The sequence below is a fragment of the Desemzia sp. AGC72 genome, assembly GCF_057334175.1.
The window spans coordinates 135723-155179 of sequence record NZ_JBHFIG010000018.1 but is presented as its reverse complement, the minus strand read 5'-3'; the positions used below and the strand labels follow the sequence as shown (position 1 = coordinate 155179).

General features: G+C 37.9%; 22 protein-coding genes, 1 pseudogene and 1 riboswitch. Of the genes and pseudogenes, 19 read left to right on the top strand and 4 right to left on the bottom strand.

Annotated features, from left to right (window positions below):
* From map to ACE025_RS08340, 5 genes and pseudogenes are all read left to right on the top strand, one after another.
* Positions 1–541 (top strand): type I methionyl aminopeptidase (gene map, locus ACE025_RS08360; RefSeq protein ID WP_485939237.1); only part of this gene is annotated, 541 nt, incomplete at its 5' end.
* Between the two features lie 185 nt (positions 542–726).
* A pseudogene (locus ACE025_RS08355) lies at positions 727–1499 on the top strand (SAV1803-related protein).
* Positions 1474–1635 carry a hypothetical protein gene (locus ACE025_RS08350; protein ID WP_485939236.1) on the top strand — a complete coding sequence of 54 codons (162 nt, stop codon included), beginning with the start codon at positions 1474–1476 and terminating at the stop codon, positions 1633–1635. The pseudogene ACE025_RS08355 and the gene ACE025_RS08350 overlap by 26 nt, the downstream one beginning before the upstream one ends.
* A gap of 454 nt (positions 1636–2089) precedes the next feature.
* Positions 2090–2263: a recombinase family protein gene (locus ACE025_RS08345; protein ID WP_485939235.1), complete on the top strand. Its 174-nt coding sequence runs from the start codon at positions 2090–2092 to the stop codon at positions 2261–2263.
* 396 nt (positions 2264–2659) lie between these two features.
* Entirely contained in the window at positions 2660–3379 is a 720-nt protein-coding gene (locus ACE025_RS08340) for a hypothetical protein (RefSeq protein ID WP_485939234.1), read from the top strand.
* 377 nt (positions 3380–3756) lie between these two features.
* Here ACE025_RS08340 and chrA read toward each other — a convergent pair whose 3' ends face one another.
* Complete coding sequence (chrA, locus tag ACE025_RS08335; protein WP_485939233.1) at positions 3757–4881, bottom strand: chromate efflux transporter; 1125 nt, start codon at positions 4879–4881, stop codon at positions 3757–3759.
* A 289-nt stretch (positions 4882–5170) separates the two neighbouring features.
* On the opposite strand from chrA, the gene ACE025_RS08330 reads away from it, so the two are divergent.
* From ACE025_RS08330 to gap, 6 genes are all read left to right on the top strand, one after another.
* Complete coding sequence (locus ACE025_RS08330; RefSeq protein WP_485939232.1) at positions 5171–5947, top strand: amino acid ABC transporter ATP-binding protein; 777 nt, start codon at positions 5171–5173, stop codon at positions 5945–5947.
* Positions 5948–5983: 36 nt separating this feature from the next.
* Entirely contained in the window at positions 5984–6802 is an 819-nt protein-coding gene (locus tag ACE025_RS08325) for a transporter substrate-binding domain-containing protein (RefSeq protein ID WP_485939231.1), read from the top strand.
* On the top strand, positions 6802–7512 hold the full coding sequence (locus tag ACE025_RS08320) for an amino acid ABC transporter permease (RefSeq protein WP_485939230.1): 711 nt from the start codon (positions 6802–6804) through the stop codon (positions 7510–7512). The genes ACE025_RS08325 and ACE025_RS08320 overlap by 1 nt, the downstream gene beginning before the upstream one ends.
* Positions 7509–8168, top strand: coding sequence for an amino acid ABC transporter permease (locus tag ACE025_RS08315; RefSeq protein WP_485939229.1), 660 nt, complete (start codon positions 7509–7511; stop codon positions 8166–8168). The genes ACE025_RS08320 and ACE025_RS08315 overlap by 4 nt, the downstream gene beginning before the upstream one ends.
* Before the next feature lie 427 nt (positions 8169–8595).
* A complete protein-coding gene (locus ACE025_RS08310) occupies positions 8596–10359 on the top strand; it encodes an ammonium transporter (protein WP_485939228.1) in 1764 nt (587 codons plus the stop codon).
* 161 nt (positions 10360–10520) lie between these two features.
* Entirely contained in the window at positions 10521–11534 is a 1014-nt protein-coding gene (gene gap, locus ACE025_RS08305; protein ID WP_350470851.1) for a type I glyceraldehyde-3-phosphate dehydrogenase, read from the top strand.
* A gap of 315 nt (positions 11535–11849) precedes the next feature.
* On the opposite strand, the gene ACE025_RS08300 is transcribed toward gap, so the two are convergent.
* Together ACE025_RS08300 and ACE025_RS08295 are read right to left on the bottom strand one after the other, a co-directional pair.
* Positions 11850–12260 (bottom strand): hypothetical protein, encoded by a 411-nt coding sequence (locus ACE025_RS08300; protein WP_485939227.1) that lies wholly within the window; start codon positions 12258–12260, stop codon positions 11850–11852.
* On the bottom strand, positions 12245–12538 hold the full coding sequence (locus ACE025_RS08295; protein ID WP_485939245.1) for a LytTR family DNA-binding domain-containing protein: 294 nt from the start codon (positions 12536–12538) through the stop codon (positions 12245–12247). The genes ACE025_RS08300 and ACE025_RS08295 overlap by 16 nt, the downstream gene beginning before the upstream one ends.
* Positions 12539–12570: 32 nt before the next feature.
* Between ACE025_RS08295 and ACE025_RS08290 the strand changes: the two genes are divergently transcribed.
* The gene (locus ACE025_RS08290; RefSeq protein WP_485939244.1) at positions 12571–12684 is read left to right on the top strand and encodes a putative metal homeostasis protein; all 114 of its coding nucleotides are present in this window, start codon (positions 12571–12573) and stop codon (positions 12682–12684) included.
* Between the two features lie 116 nt (positions 12685–12800).
* A complete protein-coding gene (locus ACE025_RS08285) occupies positions 12801–12989 on the top strand; it encodes a kinase to dihydroxyacetone kinase (protein WP_485939243.1) in 189 nt (62 codons plus the stop codon).
* A gap of 137 nt (positions 12990–13126) precedes the next feature.
* On the opposite strand, the gene ACE025_RS08280 is transcribed toward ACE025_RS08285, so the two are convergent.
* The gene (locus ACE025_RS08280) at positions 13127–13537 is read right to left on the bottom strand and encodes an Lrp/AsnC family transcriptional regulator (RefSeq protein WP_485939226.1); all 411 of its coding nucleotides are present in this window, start codon (positions 13535–13537) and stop codon (positions 13127–13129) included.
* Between the two features lie 127 nt (positions 13538–13664).
* On the opposite strand from ACE025_RS08280, the gene ACE025_RS08275 reads away from it, so the two are divergent.
* The 6 genes from ACE025_RS08275 (at position 13665) to ACE025_RS08250 (ending at position 19211) form a co-directional block, all read left to right on the top strand.
* The gene (locus ACE025_RS08275) at positions 13665–14426 is read left to right on the top strand and encodes an MBL fold metallo-hydrolase (protein WP_485939225.1); all 762 of its coding nucleotides are present in this window, start codon (positions 13665–13667) and stop codon (positions 14424–14426) included.
* 272 nt (positions 14427–14698) lie between these two features.
* Positions 14699–14813: riboswitch (FMN riboswitch) on the top strand.
* A gap of 274 nt (positions 14814–15087) precedes the next feature.
* Positions 15088–16206 (top strand): bifunctional diaminohydroxyphosphoribosylaminopyrimidine deaminase/5-amino-6-(5-phosphoribosylamino)uracil reductase RibD, encoded by a 1119-nt coding sequence (gene ribD / locus ACE025_RS08270; protein WP_485939224.1) that lies wholly within the window; start codon positions 15088–15090, stop codon positions 16204–16206.
* A 3-nt stretch (positions 16207–16209) separates the two neighbouring features.
* On the top strand, positions 16210–16818 hold the full coding sequence (locus tag ACE025_RS08265) for a riboflavin synthase (protein WP_485939223.1): 609 nt from the start codon (positions 16210–16212) through the stop codon (positions 16816–16818).
* 34 nt (positions 16819–16852) lie between these two features.
* Positions 16853–18049 carry a bifunctional 3,4-dihydroxy-2-butanone-4-phosphate synthase/GTP cyclohydrolase II gene (locus ACE025_RS08260; protein ID WP_485939222.1) on the top strand — a complete coding sequence of 399 codons (1197 nt, stop codon included), beginning with the start codon at positions 16853–16855 and terminating at the stop codon, positions 18047–18049.
* 24 nt (positions 18050–18073) lie between these two features.
* The gene (gene ribH / locus ACE025_RS08255) at positions 18074–18535 is read left to right on the top strand and encodes a 6,7-dimethyl-8-ribityllumazine synthase (RefSeq protein ID WP_485939221.1); all 462 of its coding nucleotides are present in this window, start codon (positions 18074–18076) and stop codon (positions 18533–18535) included.
* A gap of 10 nt (positions 18536–18545) precedes the next feature.
* Entirely contained in the window at positions 18546–19211 is a 666-nt protein-coding gene (locus ACE025_RS08250) for an HAD family hydrolase (protein WP_485939220.1), read from the top strand.
* Positions 19212–19457 lie beyond the last annotated feature (246 nt).

The window sequence follows — 19457 nt, the reverse complement described above, 5'->3', positions numbered from 1 at the left end:
TGATGAGATCTGTCATGGTTTTCCAAGAAAAGAAGTCCTTAAAAATGGAGATTTAATCAAAGTTGATACGGTTATTAATTTGAAAGGAGCTTTATCAGATTCCTGTTGGAGCTATGTTGTTGGAGAATCAACTCCTGAGAAGGAACATTTAATGGAAGTTGCTCTAAAAGCTATGTATAAAGGTATTGAACAGGCACAAGTTGGAAACCGTATAGGAGATATCGGTCATGCAATTCAAACGTACGTTGAAAGTGAGAATTTGTCCGTTGTAAGAGACTTTTTAGGTCATGGTGTCGGTCCAACATTGCATGAAGATCCTCACGTTCCTCCCTATGGAGAACCAGGTAAAGGCTTACGGCTGAAAGAAGGCATGGTTATTACGGTTGAGCCTATGGTAAACACAGGAACATGGAAAGTAAAAATGGACGATAATGATTGGACAGCTCGAACAAAGGACGGCGGATTAAGTTGCCAATACGAACACACGATAGCAATTACAAAAGATGGCCCTCGTATTTTGACTTCTCAAAAAGATCAATAATTAAGACTATTTTCAGAAGAAATTAACGATTCAACGCAAAAAGGTCTGGTTTTTAACCAGACTTTTTTGCGTTGAAAATAACCTTAAACTAACAAATTTCTCAATACCCGTTTTTATCCAATATTATGTATTAAAATTGGATGCTGGATTTATCACAATAATAATTTTACTGGAGACGACTATTTATGACTAAATTGACTGAATATAAACAACTTCTTTCAAAGAATTATGATAAAGCAGTTGAATTTTTGCTTAAAAAATATGGTACAGCAGAAGATGATTATTTCAATGAAAAATCATATGAACGATTTTAAAAGGTGAAATAAAAAATATCACAAAAGGGAAGTTTTCAAAGTCTGTTGACGGCTTAGAGTGTCACCATATTGATGAAGACAAATTTTTAAATATGACAAATAAGGATTCTATAAAAGATCAGAGTATTCCTTTTGAATATCACCAAAAAGAAAAATTAGTTTTTTGTGATGTGATAGAACATACTATTCTTCATATCTTAATTGCAAAAGAAACATCATTAAGTTTTGGATCTACAGGGTATATGGTTTTTTTAATACCTAAAATACAGGACTGGTATCTTGATAAAGTTATTCCTCAAAAAAGTAAACACCATATCACTTGTTACCATAAAGCATACATAAAACCAGAAGAAGCATCTGAATTATTAGAAATAATGGACAATATATTGTTCATTACGGAAGAAAAAGCCCAACAAGAAAAGCAAGAAAAGATAAAGAACATAATAGAGAAAGGTAATTTCAAAAGCTTGAATAACGATAGTCCTAGATCTGAGATTGTTCGTGCAATGTATGATTTGAAAAAAACGGGAGCTTCTGGATATTTTTATATATTTGAAGAATTTATTTACTCAAAAGAACGCGGAAAAAGAACACTTCAGCCTGTAGAATTTGAACTTTTTGAAAGAAACATTAAAAAAATATAATCAAGACGGAATACTTAAAAATATATTATTATATATTAGCTATATTGAAGAAGAAATGGATTATCAAGAATATTCTTCAAAATCTAAGTTATACTCTAAAACAAAAGAAGAAATTGAAAATGAAGAAAGAATATAAAAAGAAAGCCTGAAAAAGCTAGAAAAGTTAAAAGCAGAAGAATTTTATTCAACTTATCCCAAATTCAAAAAAATAAATATAAATTATGATGTGAAGCGTAAAGAAATTACTGCATTGTTATTCAAACTTAATGAACAGTATAATAGCTTCATAAAATTCCAGCCAGCAATGAAAAAATATAGTATGGATGAACTTTTAAAAAAATTGCATTCGGTTGTGAAATAGTAATAACAAATTTTATAGTGTCAATTTTAAGTGTACCCAAAATTGACATAGGCAAGACGTTATCTTTTCGCTTTTTAGTGCGGATTATGAGTGACGATTAAATGCATTGAGAAAAAGGAGCGAAAAAGATGAAAGTAGGCTCTGCGCGTGTATTCACGACTGACCAAAATTCAGATCGACAAGTTGATGTCTTGGAAAGAGCTGGGGCAAAGAAGACCTTTCAAGAAAAATGACCAGAAAAAGTCTGACCGAACGATTGGAGCTACAAAAAGCACTTCAATTCCTGCGTGAGAAAGATATTCTGATTGTAGAATCTTTGGATCGGTTAGGACAGAACTACGATGATATTGTCCAAATGGTTCAGAAGCTAGATAAAAAAGAAATTGGTGATCCAAATCTTTAAAAGTTGATTCGAAACATGATTGTGCAGTTATTGTCTTAGACGGCTTAAAATAAACGTGAAGAGATTAAACGGAAACAGCAGCAAGGAGTGGAAACAGCTAAACGAAAAGGGCATTATCAAGGTTGTCCAGTGAAGTATTTAGCGGACGCGAAGAACCCGCGAAATCGGATGACCTACCATGAGATTGTGAATAAGTTGGAGCAAGATGATTGTAGAAGAAACTGGAGTTACAAGGATACGGTCTATCGCATCCGGAAAGAAGTGGAGGTTTATAAATAAAGTATATGAAGATATTCAATTCAAAAAATAACAGTAAACAAATTTATTAATTAAAGGAAAAAATTAGACGTCAAATATTTTATAATGACACAAGAACTTTAATAAGGAGTGAAAATATTGATAGAAGAAAGCATAACATCTATCGAAAATGCATCTGATTTATTATCCTTAATACCCGAGATTGTAAATCTCTTTGGAATAGCTGTATCAGCACTTGTTGCTTTCATTGTTGCAAAGGTACAATCAAAAAATACTGAGATACAATTAGATAAACAAATTAAGGCTGAAGTAGAAAAAATAAAAATTCAATATGAATTGGAACAAAAAAGAGATAATATTAATTTTCTAAATAAATTTAAGTTGGAAAAACTTACTGAATTGTACGATTTAGTCGCACAAAACTTAAGGTACATTAATAAGGTAACTCTTCTTTTTGAAAAGTTACTAAGGAGCAAGCAACTCAGTGAAATTTCAAAAGAAGAAATAGATATTTTTTTGAAAGAACGAAATATTATTGAAGAAGAGTCTTTTGAGAAAGGCATAAAAAAACAAATAAGTATAGTGTCAAATTACTTTCCAATTTTAAAAAATAAGTGGGAACAAATCAGTTCCTTGGAACATAAGATTATCGACTTGTACCCTGATCAAATATTAGGAACCTTAACTATAAAGAGAGAAGAATATTCAAGATTCCTACTTCCTGCCAGTTACACTCTAAATGATTATTTAGAAGATACCCGAGGAGTACAAAGTGAATACTTATCTTATATGGAGATAATAGCCAAAGAAATTGGAAATATAATGGATAGTCTTGAACCTTCCCATAGAACTGATTAGGTTTTGAATTTGAAACCGATAATATAAATTCGGTAAATTTTAAATCTCAAGTCAGTAATGAGAAATCTGAAAGTTAATTAGTTGATAATATTTTAGACCGAAGTAAGACCTTCGGTCTTTTTTTGTATTCATAACTTAAGAGTATTGACTATGATTTTCAGTTTCAGTGAAATCAAAACATACGACGGTGTCATATCTTATAGTTAAAAAGGAAATGGAAAAAGGGCAACAAATTCTCCACTTAAAGAGATTCTTGTTGCCCTTTCTTTATTCCACTTAGAATATGATACCCAACACAAGTGCGCCCAAGATGAACCAGTAGGAGGGAATATTCAACTTCAGGAGGCCAAAGAGAGTCACTACAAAAATGAGGAGGGCTAGCAGGCTGCCGAGGGAAGTGAACGCAGCTGGACACTGACAGATGCCATCAGAGCCAATGAGCCGATGCTCACTCCCCGTAATACAACCGAGAGAAACTGGGACTCTTGAATTTTTCCAAATAGCGGTCCGAGGAAGAAAATCAGCAGGAAAGCCGGCAGGAAAATGCCAATCGTACCCAATATGCCGCCCGGAACGCCATGCAGGAGGGTCTCAATGAACGTTGCTGTCGTGAAGACCGGTCCCGGCGTGAATTCTCCTACCGCGACGGCATCTAGGAGCTGCGACTGAGTCAGAATCTGGTAGTTCTTCACAAATTCCGCTTGCAGGAAGGCAATCAGGATATATCCGCTTCCGTACAGGACAGAGCCTATTTTTAAGAAGGTCAAAAACATCAGGCCGAGTGACATCGGTTCTATAGCGAAATTATATTTCCGACTTTCACTGAACTTGTTCAAAAGCCAGTAAGCCGCCCCGCAAATCAGCAAGGTGGAAATCTCGTTGAGACCTATGAGCAATAGGCCTATACCCAGGACAAGAACCAAGTAAGCAGGGACACCCTTCAACGCATTTCGTGATAATTTCCAGAGAGCCTGGGCGATGACCGCTACCACTACCGGCTGAATAAAGTCAAAAACGGTTTGGATGGCTGGCAAATGGCCGAAACTGCGGTAGAAAAAACCGATTGCCATCACTATCAACATGGCTGGCAGTATGAAGGCAGCGCCAGCTAGGAAGAGGCCCGGCCTTCCACCCATCTTATAGCCAATCAGGATAGCTAATTCCGTCGAATTGGGTCCTGGAATAAGGTTGGTGAACCCCATTAAATCAAGGAACTCCTTCTTTGTCATCCAATTCCGCTTGGAGACCAGCTCCTCCTCCATCATGGCGGTATGCGCAGCTGGTCCCCCAAAAGCCACGGTTCCCATTCTTAGGAACACGAGTATGATTTCCTTATGTATCTTCTTCATTATATCTCCTCCAACTTCACTCTCTTCACAGTTTTTTACCCAGTAAAGCATACCATTAAAAGTATACTTTATTAGTGTGGAGAATGTGTAAAGGTAAAGTAAAAAGGCCACTAGGGCATAAAGTAAGAGGATATATTTTTTATGTTTTGGCATATCTACGGTTTAATTTTTTGTTTTAATATTTCTACATAGTAAATGTGACTAAAATTTACAGCTCTTTTTAAGATGTCTTTTCTCTCAAAAAAAAGACTTTTGCTAATTAATGACAAAATAATGAACGTTTTCTAATTTTGTAAACAGCTTAATGAAAGGGTTTTTAGATGTAAAATTCAATCATTGCCATTTCAGTGTGAGGTAATGTTACATGGTAATTGCATATTTTAATTGATTTCTCATTAAAACATCATTATAATTTTAATTTGTACTAGAGAATAGTGCGTGAATGCTTCAAAATAATGAGATGTTCGTATTTTTTGCAAAAGGAGATGAGGCAACGTTGATTAAACTGCAAAATGTAAATAAATATTTTGGAGACCACCATGTACTGAAAGATATCAGTCTAGAGGTGGCGGAAGGGGAGAAAATCGTTATTATCGGACCTTCTGGTTCTGGTAAAAGTACGACTGTAAGATGTATGAACTTCCTTGAGGAACCGACATCAGGAGAAGTTTTTATTGAAGGCAAACAAGTGACTGCAAAAAATAAATTAGAAGTTGTGCGCAATTCTTCTGCAATGGTTTTTCAACAGTTCAACCTCTATCCGCATATGACGGTGTTGGAAAATCTGACGATTGGTCCAATAAAGCTGCAAAAAAAATCTAAAAAAGAAGCAGAAGAAACAGCCTATAAGTATTTAGATATCGTAGGACTGAGAGAGAAAGCCAATGTTTATCCGTCCACTTTATCAGGAGGACAACAGCAAAGGGTCGCTATCGCGAGATCCCTTTGTTCAGAAACGAAAATCATTTTATTCGACGAACCGACTTCAGCTTTGGATCCGGAAACGGTGCAAGAAGTGCTGGATGTTATGATCCAGCTGTCGAGTATGAATATCACGATGGTCGTCGTGACACACGAAATGGGATTTGCAAGGCAAGTAGCAGATCGAGTTATTTTTATGGATGAGGGAACGATTCTGGAAGTAGGGACTCCAGAACATTTCTTTGATAATCCGACTCATGAACGAACGAAAGAATTTTTAAGCAAAATTTTACGATAAAAAAAGGGATAATCAACTAATTAGGGGGAAAAAGAGATGAAAAAAAGAAATCTATTCGCTACATTGATGTTGTCCAGTTTGTTGTTTTTAGGAGCTTGTTCGTCAGATGAAGGTTCAGCGACTGAGCCGACAAGCAGTGCGGATCAAGTTACCATTGAATCCATCAAAGAAGCAGGCGTATTAAAAGTGGGAGTCAAAGAAGACGTTCCAAACTTTGGTTTGAAAAATACCGAGACCGGAGAAATCGAAGGTTTTGAAATCGATATTGCGAAGAAATTAGCCGAAGATATTTTAGGCGACCCAGACGCTATCGAATTGACGCCAGTTACAGCAAAAACACGTGGACCATTATTGGATAACGGCGAAGTGGATATGATCATCGCTACATTTACCGTAACCGATGAACGAAAAGAAACTTACAACTTTACTGACGCTTATTATGAAGACGCAGTTGGTTTGCTGGTCAAAAAAGACAAAAACTATGAAGGTTTGAAAGATATGGATGGAGCAACTATCGGAGTATCGCAAAGTTCAACAACAGCTGATGCTATTAATGCAGAAGCTGAACAATACGACATCACGATGGACTTTTCTGAGTACGCAACTTATCCAGAAATCAAAGCGGCTTTAGATTCTGGTCGTGTAGATGCATTCAGTGTGGACAGATCAATCTTGGCTGGTTACTTGGATGATTCTACTGTGATCTTACCAGATCGTTTTGCTACTCAAGATTATGGAATTGCGACTAAGAAATCTAATGCAGAGTTGGCAGAGCACGTAAATGAGTTGATCACTACATGGGGAGAAGACGGCACTCTTGATGGATTGGTTTCAGAGTGGGGACTGAATGAATAATGAACAGTACAAATCCGTTCGCTCTTTGGAGATGGGAGGCTCTGTTTCAAAACTTTAACAGTATTGGGACTGGTTTTTTAAGGACACTTCAAATCGCTGTTTTAGCCTTGCTGCTTTCTTTGGTGATAGGTGTATTCGTTGGTATCCTCTCCACAGCTCAAAGCTGGCTGCCGCGTTCTATTGCGCGGGTGTACGTGGAGATTTTCCAAAACATTCCGCTGGTCATTCAGATTTTCTTCATGTACAACGGTTTGGCTATGGCTGGTTTAGTGTTGAGTGAATTCACTATCGGGGTAGTAGGTGTTGGGCTGTATCACGGAGCGTATGTCGGAGAAGTCGTTCGGGCCGGTATCTTATCCATGCCAAAAGGTCAGCATGAAGCCGCCTATTCTCAAGGATTCAATTACACGCAAACGATGCGATATATCATCTTGCCGCAAATGGTGAAAAGTATTTTGCCGCCATTAACGAACCAAGCGGTCAATTTGATCAAAAATACATCTGTATTGGCGATCATCGCTGGGGCAGACTTGATGTATGCAGCTGACTCTTACGCTTCTTATTCGTTAAATTACGGACCGGCTTATGTTATAGCGGGGCTGCTGTATTTCTTATTGTGCTTCCCGCTGGCTACTTTCTCTCGGAAATACGAAGAGAAGTTGAAAAAGAATGATTCCGTAGTAGTGGATATTCCGGAGGTGATGGAATGATCGAGTCTCTAAAAACCGTGTTTACTCAGCCTAACGTACTCTTTTTATTGGATGGGTTAAAAACGACTTTGCTGATTTCTTTAGGAGTGGTCATTCTTTCCATCCTATTCGGAACTCTTTTAGGATTAGTGCGAAATTATGAAAGAAAGTTTTTTGGCAAATTAGCCGGATTTTATATCGAGTTGTTTCGTAATACACCGTTGCTGCTGTGGATGCTGGGTTGCGCCTTCTTGATTCCAGGGAGTACAATCTTATGGAAAGGGTCGTTTGCATTATTCCTGTATACGGCTGCAGTAGTGGCCGAAATCGTTCGTGGGGGATTAAACGCGATTCCAAAAGGACAATTTGAAGCGGCTCACTCTCAAGGGTTCTCATTTTTTCAAACTTTGTGGTACATTATTTTGCCGCAAACGTTCAAAAAAATCATTCCGTCTTTGTTGTCGCAAGTGATTACGACCATCAAAGATACCTCATTCCTTGCTGGGTTGGGAATCATGGAGTTCACTCGAAGTGGACAAGTGATTTTAGGGAAAGTTACTAAAACCTCAGAAGTCTTCATGATTTATGCTTTCTTAGCGTTAGTGTATTTCTTGATTTGCTTTACTTTGTCTGTTTTAGTCAGAACTTGGCATAGCAGAAATTCAGAAAATGTGTGATGGACCTATCATGAATAAAAATAGTGCATATTCCTTAGTGAAAAAGGGTATGTGCTGTTTTTTTTATTTATTTTATTTGAAAAAGAGATTAGATGATAAAATTACGTACATAATGACTTGTTTTTATAATATCGTTCGTTAGGTTGGTTAATGAATTATAAGTTTTCTATAAACATTTTATAGTATATACCAATATATAAAAGTGTTTAGTTTATAATTTATAAAGACTATTTATAAAAGGGTTTTTATTAATTTTTATATCGAAATACAAATATATACCATATTTGATGTCAGGTGTTCTGACATGCAAAGTAAGGTTTAGATAATTATTTTTGCAAATTGAATGAAATGTGTTGCAACCTTCGTTATTTGATGTTAGTTTTTATAACATGTTATAAAAATAGCTGGTCAAAAGGAGGAGTTAAAGATGTTTGAAGCAACAGATACACTTTGGGTTTTGATAGGAACGGTATTGGTGTTTTTTATGCAAGCAGGATTTGCGATGGTAGAAACTGGGTTCACTCGGGCAAAAAATGCCGGGAATATCATCATGAAAAACTTAATGGATTTTGTATTAGGGTCTTTGATGTATTGGATCATTGGGTTTGGAATTATGTTTGGACCGAGTATTGCAGGTTTTATCGGAGCTCCTGATTTATTCGTCCAAGGGAATTATGATTCAACGATTCCTGGTAACGTATTTTTAATGTTTCAAACAGTTTTTGCTGCAACTGCGGCTACGATTGTTTCAGGGGCAATGGCTGAGCGGACAAAGTTCAGTTCGTACTTGATTTATACGTTGGTCATTTCAACTATTGTTTACCCAATATCAGGTCACTGGATCTGGGGCGGCGGATGGTTGTCTGAATTAGGATTTATAGATTTTGCGGGTTCAACGGCAGTTCATATGGTAGGTGGTGTCTCAGCTTTGATTGGGGCTAAAATACTCGGTGCTCGTATTGGGAAATATGACAAAGATGGAAAAGCACGTGCTATTCCTGGTCATAGTTTGACACTGGGAGCTTTAGGAGTCTTCATTCTCTGGTTTGCTTGGTTCGGCTTTAATGGGGCGTCAACGGTATCAGCCACAGGTGACGAAACGTTGACATTGATCGGAACCATCTTTTTAAATACAAACCTTTCTGCAACAACCGCAACGCTAATAGCTATGGCAATCACTTGGATGAAATACGGCAAGCCAGACATTTCAATGACGTTAAACGGCTCGCTTGCTGGTCTTGTAGGAATCACTGCTGGTTGTACAGTCGTTACGCCAATCGGAGCAGTTGCAATCGGAGCGCTCTCTTCTATGGCTTTAGTATACGGTCTGGAATTTATAGAAAATAAAGCAAAAATCGATGATCCAGTGGGAGCTTTTGGAGTTCATGGAATAGCGGGATCTTTAGGAACGATTTTAGTAGGCGTATTCGCTGTTGATGGCGGAATTTTGTATGGCGGAAGCTTTGAATTGCTTAGCGTACAAATACTTGGAGTTTCAGCAGTTGCATTGTGGGTGGCTGTGACGATGACTGCTACGTTCCTTGTAATTGATAAAACCGTTGGACTGCGAGTCAGTAAAGAAGAAGAAATTGCCGGAATGGATGTCTCAGAACATGGCTTGAAATCTAGTTATGGAGATTTTGTTACTGTACCTTTTGGTCAAGTTCCTGTATTTAGAGGAATCAACAAGCAATCAAATGATGCTGAGCTGGCATTTGCCGGAATGAGCTTGGGAGATACAGACTTTGAGATGGAAGACAACAAGCCAGCAGCAAAGACTGGATTACCCAAATTAGAACGACCTCTTTCAGAGAAAGAGAAAATATCAAAAGTCGACATTATTGCTAATGAAGATCGATTTGAAGAGCTAAAAGATGAGCTGAACAAAATTGGCGTTACTGGAATGACGGTGACAAACGTTTACGGTTACGGGATGCAAAAAGGACACACCACTTATTACCGCGGAGCGGAGGTGGATACGAATCTACTGCCAAAAACGCGTATCGAAATCATTGTCAGCAGTGTTCCAGTAGAAAGAGTGGTCGAAGCAGCACGCAAGGTTCTTTACACGGGCCACGTCGGAGATGGGAAGATTTTTGTATTTGAGGTGGAAAATGTGATCCGTATCAGTACAGGAGATTCTGGTTCTGCAGCTTTGGATTATTCTGATAGTGCAGAAACAGTTGTTTAATAATTGAAGGAATTTAGAGACAGTACCTTGATTTCGTGTAGAGAATACAAGGTACTGTTTTGTTGTGAGAGCGTCTATTTATTTTAATGCGTACAATTGGAAATTCTCCTTCATAAGCGTTACCATAAAAGTAGATTCAAATAAAGAAGGAGGAAATATTCATGTCAATAAAAGTAGCGATTAATGGATTTGGACGTATCGGACGTTTGGCGTTGCGCCGGATGTTGGAAATGGACACAGAGTTAGAGGTAGTTGCAATCAATGACTTGACGGATAATGACGACTTAGTTTATTTGCTAAAATACGATACTGCTCAAGGACGCTTCCCTTATGAGGTAGAAGTAGGGAACGACGCGATTATTGTGGACGGAAAAGAAATCAAAGCATACGAAGAAAAAGATGCGAGCCAATTGCCATGGGGCGACTTAGGCATCGATATCGTTCTAGAATGTACTGGTTTCTATACTTCAGCGAAAAAATCTCAAGCTCACTTGGATGCAGGAGCCAAACGTGTATTGATCTCTGCGCCAGTTAAAGCTGCCGGAGCAGAAGTAGACAACACAAAAACCATTGTTTACGGAGTTAACCATGACTCGTTGGATGCAGACGACCAAATCGTTTCTGCAGCTTCTTGTACAACGAACTGCTTGGCACCGATGGCAAATGTGTTGAACAAAAAATATGGTATCAATAGTGCATTGATGTCAACGATTCATGCCTATACAGCAACGCAAGCGCTTCAAGATTCACCGGGTGGACGTAAGAACCGTGCCGGAGCGCAAAATGCGATTCCGGCTTCAACAGGTGCTGCTAAAGCAGTAGGAAAAGTTATTCCTGAATTGGAAGGTAAAATCGACGGTACAGCTGTCCGTATCCCAACCGTTACAGGTTCGATGACAGAGTTGTACTCAGTATTGAATACAAAAGTAACCGTCGATGAAGTCAATGCGGCAATGAAAGAAGCTGCAACGGATGCATTCTTATACAATGAAGATGACATCGTATCTTCAGACGTTATCGGAGTGCCAGCGGGTTCTATCTTTGACGCAACTCAAACGAAAGTTATGGATGGCGAAAGCGGCCAATTGGTCAAAACAGTTGCTTGGTACGACAACGAGTATGGTTTTGTAGCAAACATGGTCGGAACGTTGGAACATTTTGCGAATATCAAATAACTCTTTTTAATCAGCGGGAAGCAAAGAGCTTCCCGCTTTTTTTGTGCTTATTTGTTAGTTAGAGAAATAAAAAAATCAGACGGAAGTAAATGATGACAACAAATAGGCTGTTGAAATAGTTTTTTATTATTTTTCAACAAGAGCAACGTGACCCACGTAAAAGTGAGGATTGCCAGGATTATGCCTCCAGTATAAAAAGCAGCCAGAGCGTTATTTTCTCAAGCTGCAGACTGGTTCGTTAAGAAGCCTGTTTGACATCTACTCGCAAAGATTTATGCATTGAATCATTTCCGATCTCTAACATCACTGCAAAAATTACTTCGTTAATTGATTCAGTTCATCTACTATTTTCTTATTTTGATGCTTTCGATAAAAATAGAAGGCAACAATGTGTAAAACTAAGTTAAGCAGCAACATTGCCCACCAATAGGGTTTAATCATTTCAAACATGTCTTTTGAAAAAAGATAAACTGCCGCAAACCCGCTAATAAAGTTGACCAATGTCGTTACTAAAATATTTACAGGTGCCGCCCAAGTTCCATAGTTCCAAATGTAAGGATAAAGCACACCAAAAATTCCTGCGGCAATAACCGATATCCCCAAAATATGCCAAAAATAACTCAAATTTACTGCAGGGTTGCCATATCCAATTGTTAGGATTCCCATTAACCAGATGGCAGTTAGAAATCCAGCTTGCATAAATTGATTTTTTAGTCTCTTAAACATTGTAATTCCTCCTTGATTTTTTTAGCATAGTGACGGCTGACTGTATGTTTTTGACCATTATTTGTATGAACTTCCAAACGTGCGTACTGACCATTACTAAAACTCACTATTTCTGTCAGGTTGAGCAGAACTGAGTTATTGATTCTCACGATTCCGCTAATGGATAGTATCTCAAGATCTTTAAGACGGCCTTTGACATAGAATACTTTACCGTCAATTGTAAAAACTTTAGATAGATGATCCATCGCTTCAATTAAGTAAATCTCCGAATGTTTGATTTTTGATTTTCGCTCATTCTAGGGGGAAGCGGATTTTGGAAAAACAGAATCTAGCAAGTGCGTATAGAAGATTAAAAAGCCCGAATATCCGAACAAAGAAAAGAGCGTTGAAAATCCTCAAAGAGTTTAAGAGAAAAGCTAAATAGCGTTTGCTTTTTACGGAGAGCTCAAAAATTGAACGATGGAGAGGTTTAGAATGTTTGGAAAATATCGATACGATGCGTAATTATTATTAGGAGGCCAAAATCTTTCTGAAGCAGAAATCTTTAACTATATTGATCAACACCTGAAAGGAGATTGTCTGCTGGTAGTGGGAGATGAGACTTTAATCAAAGTGCACTTCCATACTAATGAACCTTGGTTAGTCATACAATATTGCGCAAACCAAGGAGAAATTTTCGATATTGTGATCGAAGATATGTTCCGCCAGGCTAAAGGTCTTAAGGGATAAGCTTACGAAAAAATCTGTCTATTTAATAAAAACCCGGCATTTTCTAGGAAATGTTGGCTTTTTATTAAATGATAGGCACAAGAAACTCTTTAATCATATGAAATAAAGAATGAATAATACTGAGAACTGTCAGTTCGCTATTCTCCAATAACAATAGATAATTTGTAGTTTGCATGGGCATTTAATTCTTCTAAAAACTGATTCATTAGTTGAGTTGATGGAAATTGACATTCCAGAAGGTAACAGCCCTCTCCGCTAATTTTATAGTTGTTAATCAAGTATTTCTCTTGCATCTTTATAAACCTTAAATAAGGTTTATGAGAAATACTATTTGTCATAATGGTAATGAAAGCATGGTTAAAATAACCTAACTTAGTTTGATTGATTTTAATGGTGTAAGCATCAATGAAGCCATTCTCTTCTAATTTTTCTACTCTTGCTGAAGTGGCAGGGCCTGTTAAATGGACTTTTGAACCCAATTCTTTCATTGTGATGCGACTATTTTTAGTCAACTCTTCTAGAATCAGCCTATCGGTATTGTCTAACATATGCAAAACTCCTTTCATAAATAAAGTCAAAGGGTGATAAGACTTTATTTATTCCGTGTAACTGTCACTGAGTATAGTATAAACTAATTCTAGTATAAATAATATCTCAGAAAAGAGGCTCATTTAGATGGATATACATCACATTCGCAACGCAACTATTATCGTGGAATACGTTGGTAAAAAGTTCTTGATTGATCCAATGTTAGGTGATAAAGGGATTTACCCACCTTTTCCAAATTCATTAAGACAAGATCAAAAAAACCCATTAACAGAATTACCAACTACAATTGAAAGTATTGTTAAAGATACAGATGCAGTTATCGTAACTCATCTGCACTATGATCATTGGGATGAAGCTGCAAAAGAGGTCCTGCCGAAAGACATCCAAATATTTGCTCAAAATGAAGAAGATACAAATGAAATCAAAAGTGCAGGTTTTAAAAATGTTGCTGTTTTACAAGAAGATACGGTCTTTGAAGGCGTGCTGTTGATTAAAACAAAAGGCGAACATGGAAGAGGGGAAATTTTAAAGCGTGCAGGACAAGTATGTGGAGTGGTCTTCAAACATCCAGATGAAAAAACGTTATATGTAGCAGGGGACACTGTTTGGTATGATGCTGTGCAAGAAGTTCTCGACATCCATAAGCCAGAAATCATTGTAGTAAATGCGGGAGATAATCAGTTCTTTGAAGGCGGCTCACTTGTTATGGGGAAAGAGGATGTTTATGAAGTCTGCAAAGCTGCCCCTAACTCTAAAATCATTACTGTCCATATGGAAGCCATCAATCATTGGACATTGTCTAGAGAAGAATTAAAGAGTTTTGTTAACGAAAAAGGCCTAATGACTAACGTGATCGTACCAGATGACGGAGAATTTTATACTTTTTAAGCTGAAAATAAGTATACTGTACGCTAGAGACGTTTATGATATTTTCTAAAGAATAAATACTAATCAATTAAAACAAAGACTAATACAAAATTTATAAGAAAGCAATTATTCCCCTTGTTTGTTACCTAGCTTTATCAAATGTGGGAATAATTTTTTATGCTTAATTTGTACTAATGTGATGGAGAAAATCGAGTTTTACTTTTTGTCTCAGAGCCAATAAATAAAAAGTTGACAAAATAATTAAAAGTAAGTATGCTTCTTTTATACAATTAAATAGTCTTCAGGGCAGGGTGAGATTCCCGACCGGTGGTATAGCCCACGAGCCGAAAGGCAGATTCGATTAGATTTCGAAGCCGACAGTACAGTCTGGATAAAGCGGAGACAACATATAAAATGTGTAAGATTGACACAATAAGTGGCTTTTTTTTTGAGTTGCTTGCAAGATTTCTTATACGACAATTTATACATAGATGAACGCATGAGCCCTGGAATAATTTTATTCCAGGGATTTTTTTATGCTATCAGTTTTTTTGCCGACGAGTTTTTAACTCGAGGTGAATTTTTTTGGCAGGTTCATTTTTGTTGGATTGTTTCACGAATGTTTGTAAGCCCTGATGATTTTCATCAGGGCTATTTTTGTGCGAAAAAGGAGTTGATGGATATGGATAGAGATGAGTATTACATGCGATTAGCATTGAGTCTAGCAGCAAAAGGCAGGGGGGCTGTTGCTCCCAACCCCATGGTAGGGGCTGTCATAGTAAAAAGTGGTCGCATTATCGGACAGGGGTATCATGAGAAATATGGCAATCCCCATGCTGAGGTCAATGCATTTGATTCGATTACTGAGGATGTAGAAGGGGCAACTATCTATGTTACTTTAGAACCTTGCTCTCATTATGGAAAAACGCCTCCGTGTGCAGATCTTATTATCCAGAAAAAAATAAAACGAGTAGTCGTAGGATCTTTAGATCCCAATCCTTTAGTATCTGGTCGCGGTATCAGAAAGTTGCAAGCAGAAGGAATTGAAGTTGCAACAGGTGTTCTTGCTAAGGAAAGTCAAGAATTGAATGAAGTATTCATGAAATTTATCACTACAAAACAACCTTTTGTGGTACTTAAAACAGCTATGAGCTTGGATGGGAAAGTTGCCACACGAACCGGAGCGTCTAAATGGATTTCGGGAGAAGAGTCAAGAAGAAGAGTTCATCAAGAACGTGGTTATCTGTCGGGAATCATGGTGGGAATAAATACCGTTTTAAAGGATGATCCAAAGTTGACAGCTAGAACTCCAGGCAGCAAGAATCCTGTTCGAATTGTGGTAGATAGTCAGTTGAGAATTCCTTTAGATGCAAATGTAGTCCAACAACAAACTGAAGCACCAACCATTATTTTGACTACAAATAAGGCTGATTCAGAAAAGAGGAGTCTTCTTACTGAAAAAGGCATCACTATCCTTATTATTTCGGAGCGGAGCGGACAGGTAGATCTGCAAGATGGAATGACAAAACTAGGTACAAGAAACATTGACAGTATCTTACTTGAGGGAGGATCTGAATTGAATTATTCTGCTTTAGAAGCTGGAATCGTCGATAAAGTACAGATGTATATTGCGCCTAAAATTATCGGAGGCTCAACTTCTTTTACTCCTGTAGGTGGAAAGGGGATCGAGCAGTTGAGTGAAGCTTTTCCGGTGAAGCGGATCACCACTAGAACCATTGGAGAAGATATTCTTATCGAGGGATACCTTAGTGAAAGCAATTATAATAAAAGGGGCGAATGAACGATGTTTACAGGAATTATAGAAGAAATAGGGAAAGTAAAGGATGTCAAAAACGGAAAAAAATCTTCTGTTTTGACGATTGAAGCAAAAACAGTATTAGAAGGCACGTCTATTGGAGATAGTATCTCAGTCAACGGAGTTTGTCTTACGGTGACCCGATTGCTGTCCAACTCATTTGAGATGGATGTGATGGCAGAAACATTAAGTCGCTCCAACATTGGGCAATTAACAGTTGGAGGAGAACTCAATCTGGAAAGAGCACTTAATTTAGAAAAACGATTAGGCGGGCACATAGTTAGCGGACATATCGATGGTATAGGGACTATTCAAAAGTTCCAAGAGGATGACAATGCAGTATGGGTTACTATAGCGACTAGTTCAAATCTTTTGCATTATATTATCGAGAAGGGGTCAATAGCAATTGACGGTATCAGCCTTACGGTAGCTGCAGTAGATGATAGTTCCTTTGCAGTAGCAATCATTCCTCATACTGCTGAACAAACTACTTTTTTAAAGAAAGCAGTTGGTGATACAGTCAACTTAGAGTGCGACATGATCGGAAAATATGTGGAAAAGTTGCTGGGGACAACTTATTCCTCAGCCAACCAATAACGTTAATAACCTTAAGGGTGCGAAAGGAATAAAAGTGATGTTTAATACAATTGAAGAACTATTGGAAGATTTAAAAGCAGGAAAGAATATACTCTTGGTGGATGACGAAGATCGGGAAAATGAAGGTGATTTGATCTGTGCGGCTGAATTTGCTACACCAGAAAATATTAATTTCATGGCTACGCATGGAAAGGGGCTTATTTGTATGCCAATGGCAAAAGAATACACTGAAAAACTGGCATTACCTCAAATGAGCTTATACAATACAGATCATCATACGACTGCATTTACTGTTTCGATTGACTATATTGATACTACGACAGGGATTTCGGCTCATGAACGCTCTTTAACAGCGATTAAATCTGTAACGGATGATGTTGGACCAAATGATTTTCGTCGGCCGGGACACATGTTTCCACTTGAATCAGTTGAGGGAGGTGTACTTGCACGCAATGGTCATACAGAAGCTACTGTTGATCTTGTCCGTTTGGCGGGAATGAAACCAGTAGGACTATGTTGTGAAGTGATGAAGGAGGACGGATCTATGGCACGACGAGATGACTTGCTTTTGATGGCGAAAGAACATGACCTTAAAATCGGAACCATTCAAGATCTAATTGAATATCGAAAAGCTAACGAGTCATTGATAATCCGCGAATCAAAGGCAAAACTGCCAACTGAGTATGGTGAATTTGACGTTTACGCTTATCAACATGTTTTCACAGGAGAGCATCATGTTGCTTTGGTTATAGGGGATGTTGCTGATGGAGAACCGGTACTGTGCCGCATCCACTCGGAATGTCTGACAGGAGATGTATTTCATTCGAAAAAATGCGATTGTGGACAACAACTTGATGAGGCATTGAAGCAAATTGCGGCTGAAGGGCGAGGAGTACTTCTGTACATGCGTCAGGAAGGGCGCGGTATCGGTCTAGTCAACAAAATCCGTGCTTATGCCCTTCAAGATCAGGGACATGATACGATTGAAGCCAACTTGATGTTGGGACTTCCAGTCGATCTGCGTGAATATTATGAATCCAAACAGATTTTTGATGATTTAGGAGCAAGTCGTCTGCATCTCATGACCAACAATCCGCTAAAGGTGGAGAGCATGGAAAAATATGGGTTAAAAGTAGAGAAACGAATTCCTCTTCAAGTACAAGCTTTTGCAGAAGACGAGAATTATTTAGAAGTGAAACGGACAAAACTAGGGCATTATTTAGCCTATTAAAACAGATAAAAAGGAGAAATCAGTATGAAAACATTTGAAGGAAAATTAATTGCGCGAAATTTAAAAATTGGAATCGTGGTGGGACGCTTTAACGAATTTGTAGGCTCTAGTTTATTAAAGGGCGCTATTGATGGTTTAAAAAGACATGGAATGCAAGAAGAAGACATTGAAGTAGCTTGGGTACCTGGAGCCTTTGAAATTTCAGTGGCAGCTCAAAAAATGGCTGCTTCAAAAAAATATGATGCGATTATTACGTTAGGAGCCGTGATTAAAGGCTCGACAGCTCACTTTGATTATGTGTGTTCTGCTGTAACAAGTGGAGTGAATCAGGCAGCATTGAATACGGGTATTCCGATACTATTTGGCGTGTTGACAACAGATACCATTGAGCAAGCCATCGAACGTTCTGGAACGAAAGCAGGGAACAAAGGCTATGATGTTGCCGTTTCAGCAATTGAAATGGCGAATCTTCTGAAAGAGATGTAAGAGAAGTGTGATGGGGAAAATAAAAATCACAGATATCCAAACGATTATTTTTGACTACGATGGAACATTGCATGACAGCACTGAAAACTACATCTTAGCTTTTAAAAAGGCATATGATTATTTAGTCAACCAAGAAAAGGCGAAACCTCGGGAATGGAAAGACACTGAGATCACTAAATGGTTGGGCTTTAATAGTAAGGAAATGTGGGCTGACTTCATGCCGAACTTGGAGCCGCATCATCAACAAACCGCTTCAAAGATCATTGGAAAAATCTTGCAGCAAAAGGCACAGAACAGTGAAGCGGTACTTTATACCGGAGCTTTGGAGACGTTGGAGTATTTGAAGAAAGAGGGCTATACGCTTATTTTCTTGAGCAATTGCCGACATAATTATATGGAAGCCCATCGACGTGCTTTCCAATTGGATCTTTACTTCGATGGAATGTACTGCACTGAAGACTATGACTTTGTTCCAAAACAGACGATATTTATGAAAATTAAGGATAAATACGAGTCGCCGTTTTTGATTATTGGGGATCGAATGCATGATTTTGAGATTGGGAAGGTTCACCAGGTGAAGACTATCGGCTGCAATTACGGATACGGAACGGAACAAGAGTTGATGATGGCAGATGTTTGCATTAATGATGTCCTAGAACTAAAAGAAATCCTTTAAAGCTTGTAAGTAGAATCAAAAAACAAAGAAGAGTTGAACAAATATTCCAAACTAATTGGGCTTACAAGTAAGTAATGGGGAATAGTCTTCTTTAGTTTTGTATAATGATTTTGCTGAAAATAATTAGTCAAGTCTTTTAAAGCCCTTCCTTTCTATTATCAGTACAATCCTGAGAGCAAGTTGATATAATGAATAAATACCTCTATTAATGGTCATGTAAAAATGAGTTTAATAGAGACATTTTTT

Bases quoted from the DNA above. Each gene is read 5' to 3' on its own strand.
- ACE025_RS08345 (WP_485939235.1), top strand. From the start codon at position 2,090: ATGACCAGAAAAAGTCTGACCGAACGATTGGAGCTACAAAAAGCACTT.
- chrA (WP_485939233.1), bottom strand. From the start codon at position 4,881: ATGCCAAAACATAAAAAATATATCCTCTTACTTTATGCCCTAGTGGCC.
- ACE025_RS08330 (WP_485939232.1), top strand. From the start codon at position 5,171: ATGCTTCAAAATAATGAGATGTTCGTATTTTTTGCAAAAGGAGATGAG.
- ACE025_RS08325 (WP_485939231.1), top strand. From the start codon at position 5,984: ATGAAAAAAAGAAATCTATTCGCTACATTGATGTTGTCCAGTTTGTTG.
- ACE025_RS08320 (WP_485939230.1), top strand. From the start codon at position 6,802: ATGAACAGTACAAATCCGTTCGCTCTTTGGAGATGGGAGGCTCTGTTT.
- ACE025_RS08315 (WP_485939229.1), top strand. From the start codon at position 7,509: ATGATCGAGTCTCTAAAAACCGTGTTTACTCAGCCTAACGTACTCTTT.
- ACE025_RS08310 (WP_485939228.1), top strand. From the start codon at position 8,596: ATGTTTGAAGCAACAGATACACTTTGGGTTTTGATAGGAACGGTATTG.
- gap (WP_350470851.1), top strand. From the start codon at position 10,521: ATGTCAATAAAAGTAGCGATTAATGGATTTGGACGTATCGGACGTTTG.
- ACE025_RS08300 (WP_485939227.1), bottom strand. From the start codon at position 12,260: ATGTTTAAGAGACTAAAAAATCAATTTATGCAAGCTGGATTTCTAACT.
- ACE025_RS08280 (WP_485939226.1), bottom strand. From the start codon at position 13,537: ATGTTAGACAATACCGATAGGCTGATTCTAGAAGAGTTGACTAAAAAT.
- ACE025_RS08275 (WP_485939225.1), top strand. From the start codon at position 13,665: ATGGATATACATCACATTCGCAACGCAACTATTATCGTGGAATACGTT.
- ribD (WP_485939224.1), top strand. From the start codon at position 15,088: ATGGATAGAGATGAGTATTACATGCGATTAGCATTGAGTCTAGCAGCA.
- ACE025_RS08265 (WP_485939223.1), top strand. From the start codon at position 16,210: ATGTTTACAGGAATTATAGAAGAAATAGGGAAAGTAAAGGATGTCAAA.
- ribH (WP_485939221.1), top strand. From the start codon at position 18,074: ATGAAAACATTTGAAGGAAAATTAATTGCGCGAAATTTAAAAATTGGA.
- ACE025_RS08250 (WP_485939220.1), top strand. From the start codon at position 18,546: ATGGGGAAAATAAAAATCACAGATATCCAAACGATTATTTTTGACTAC.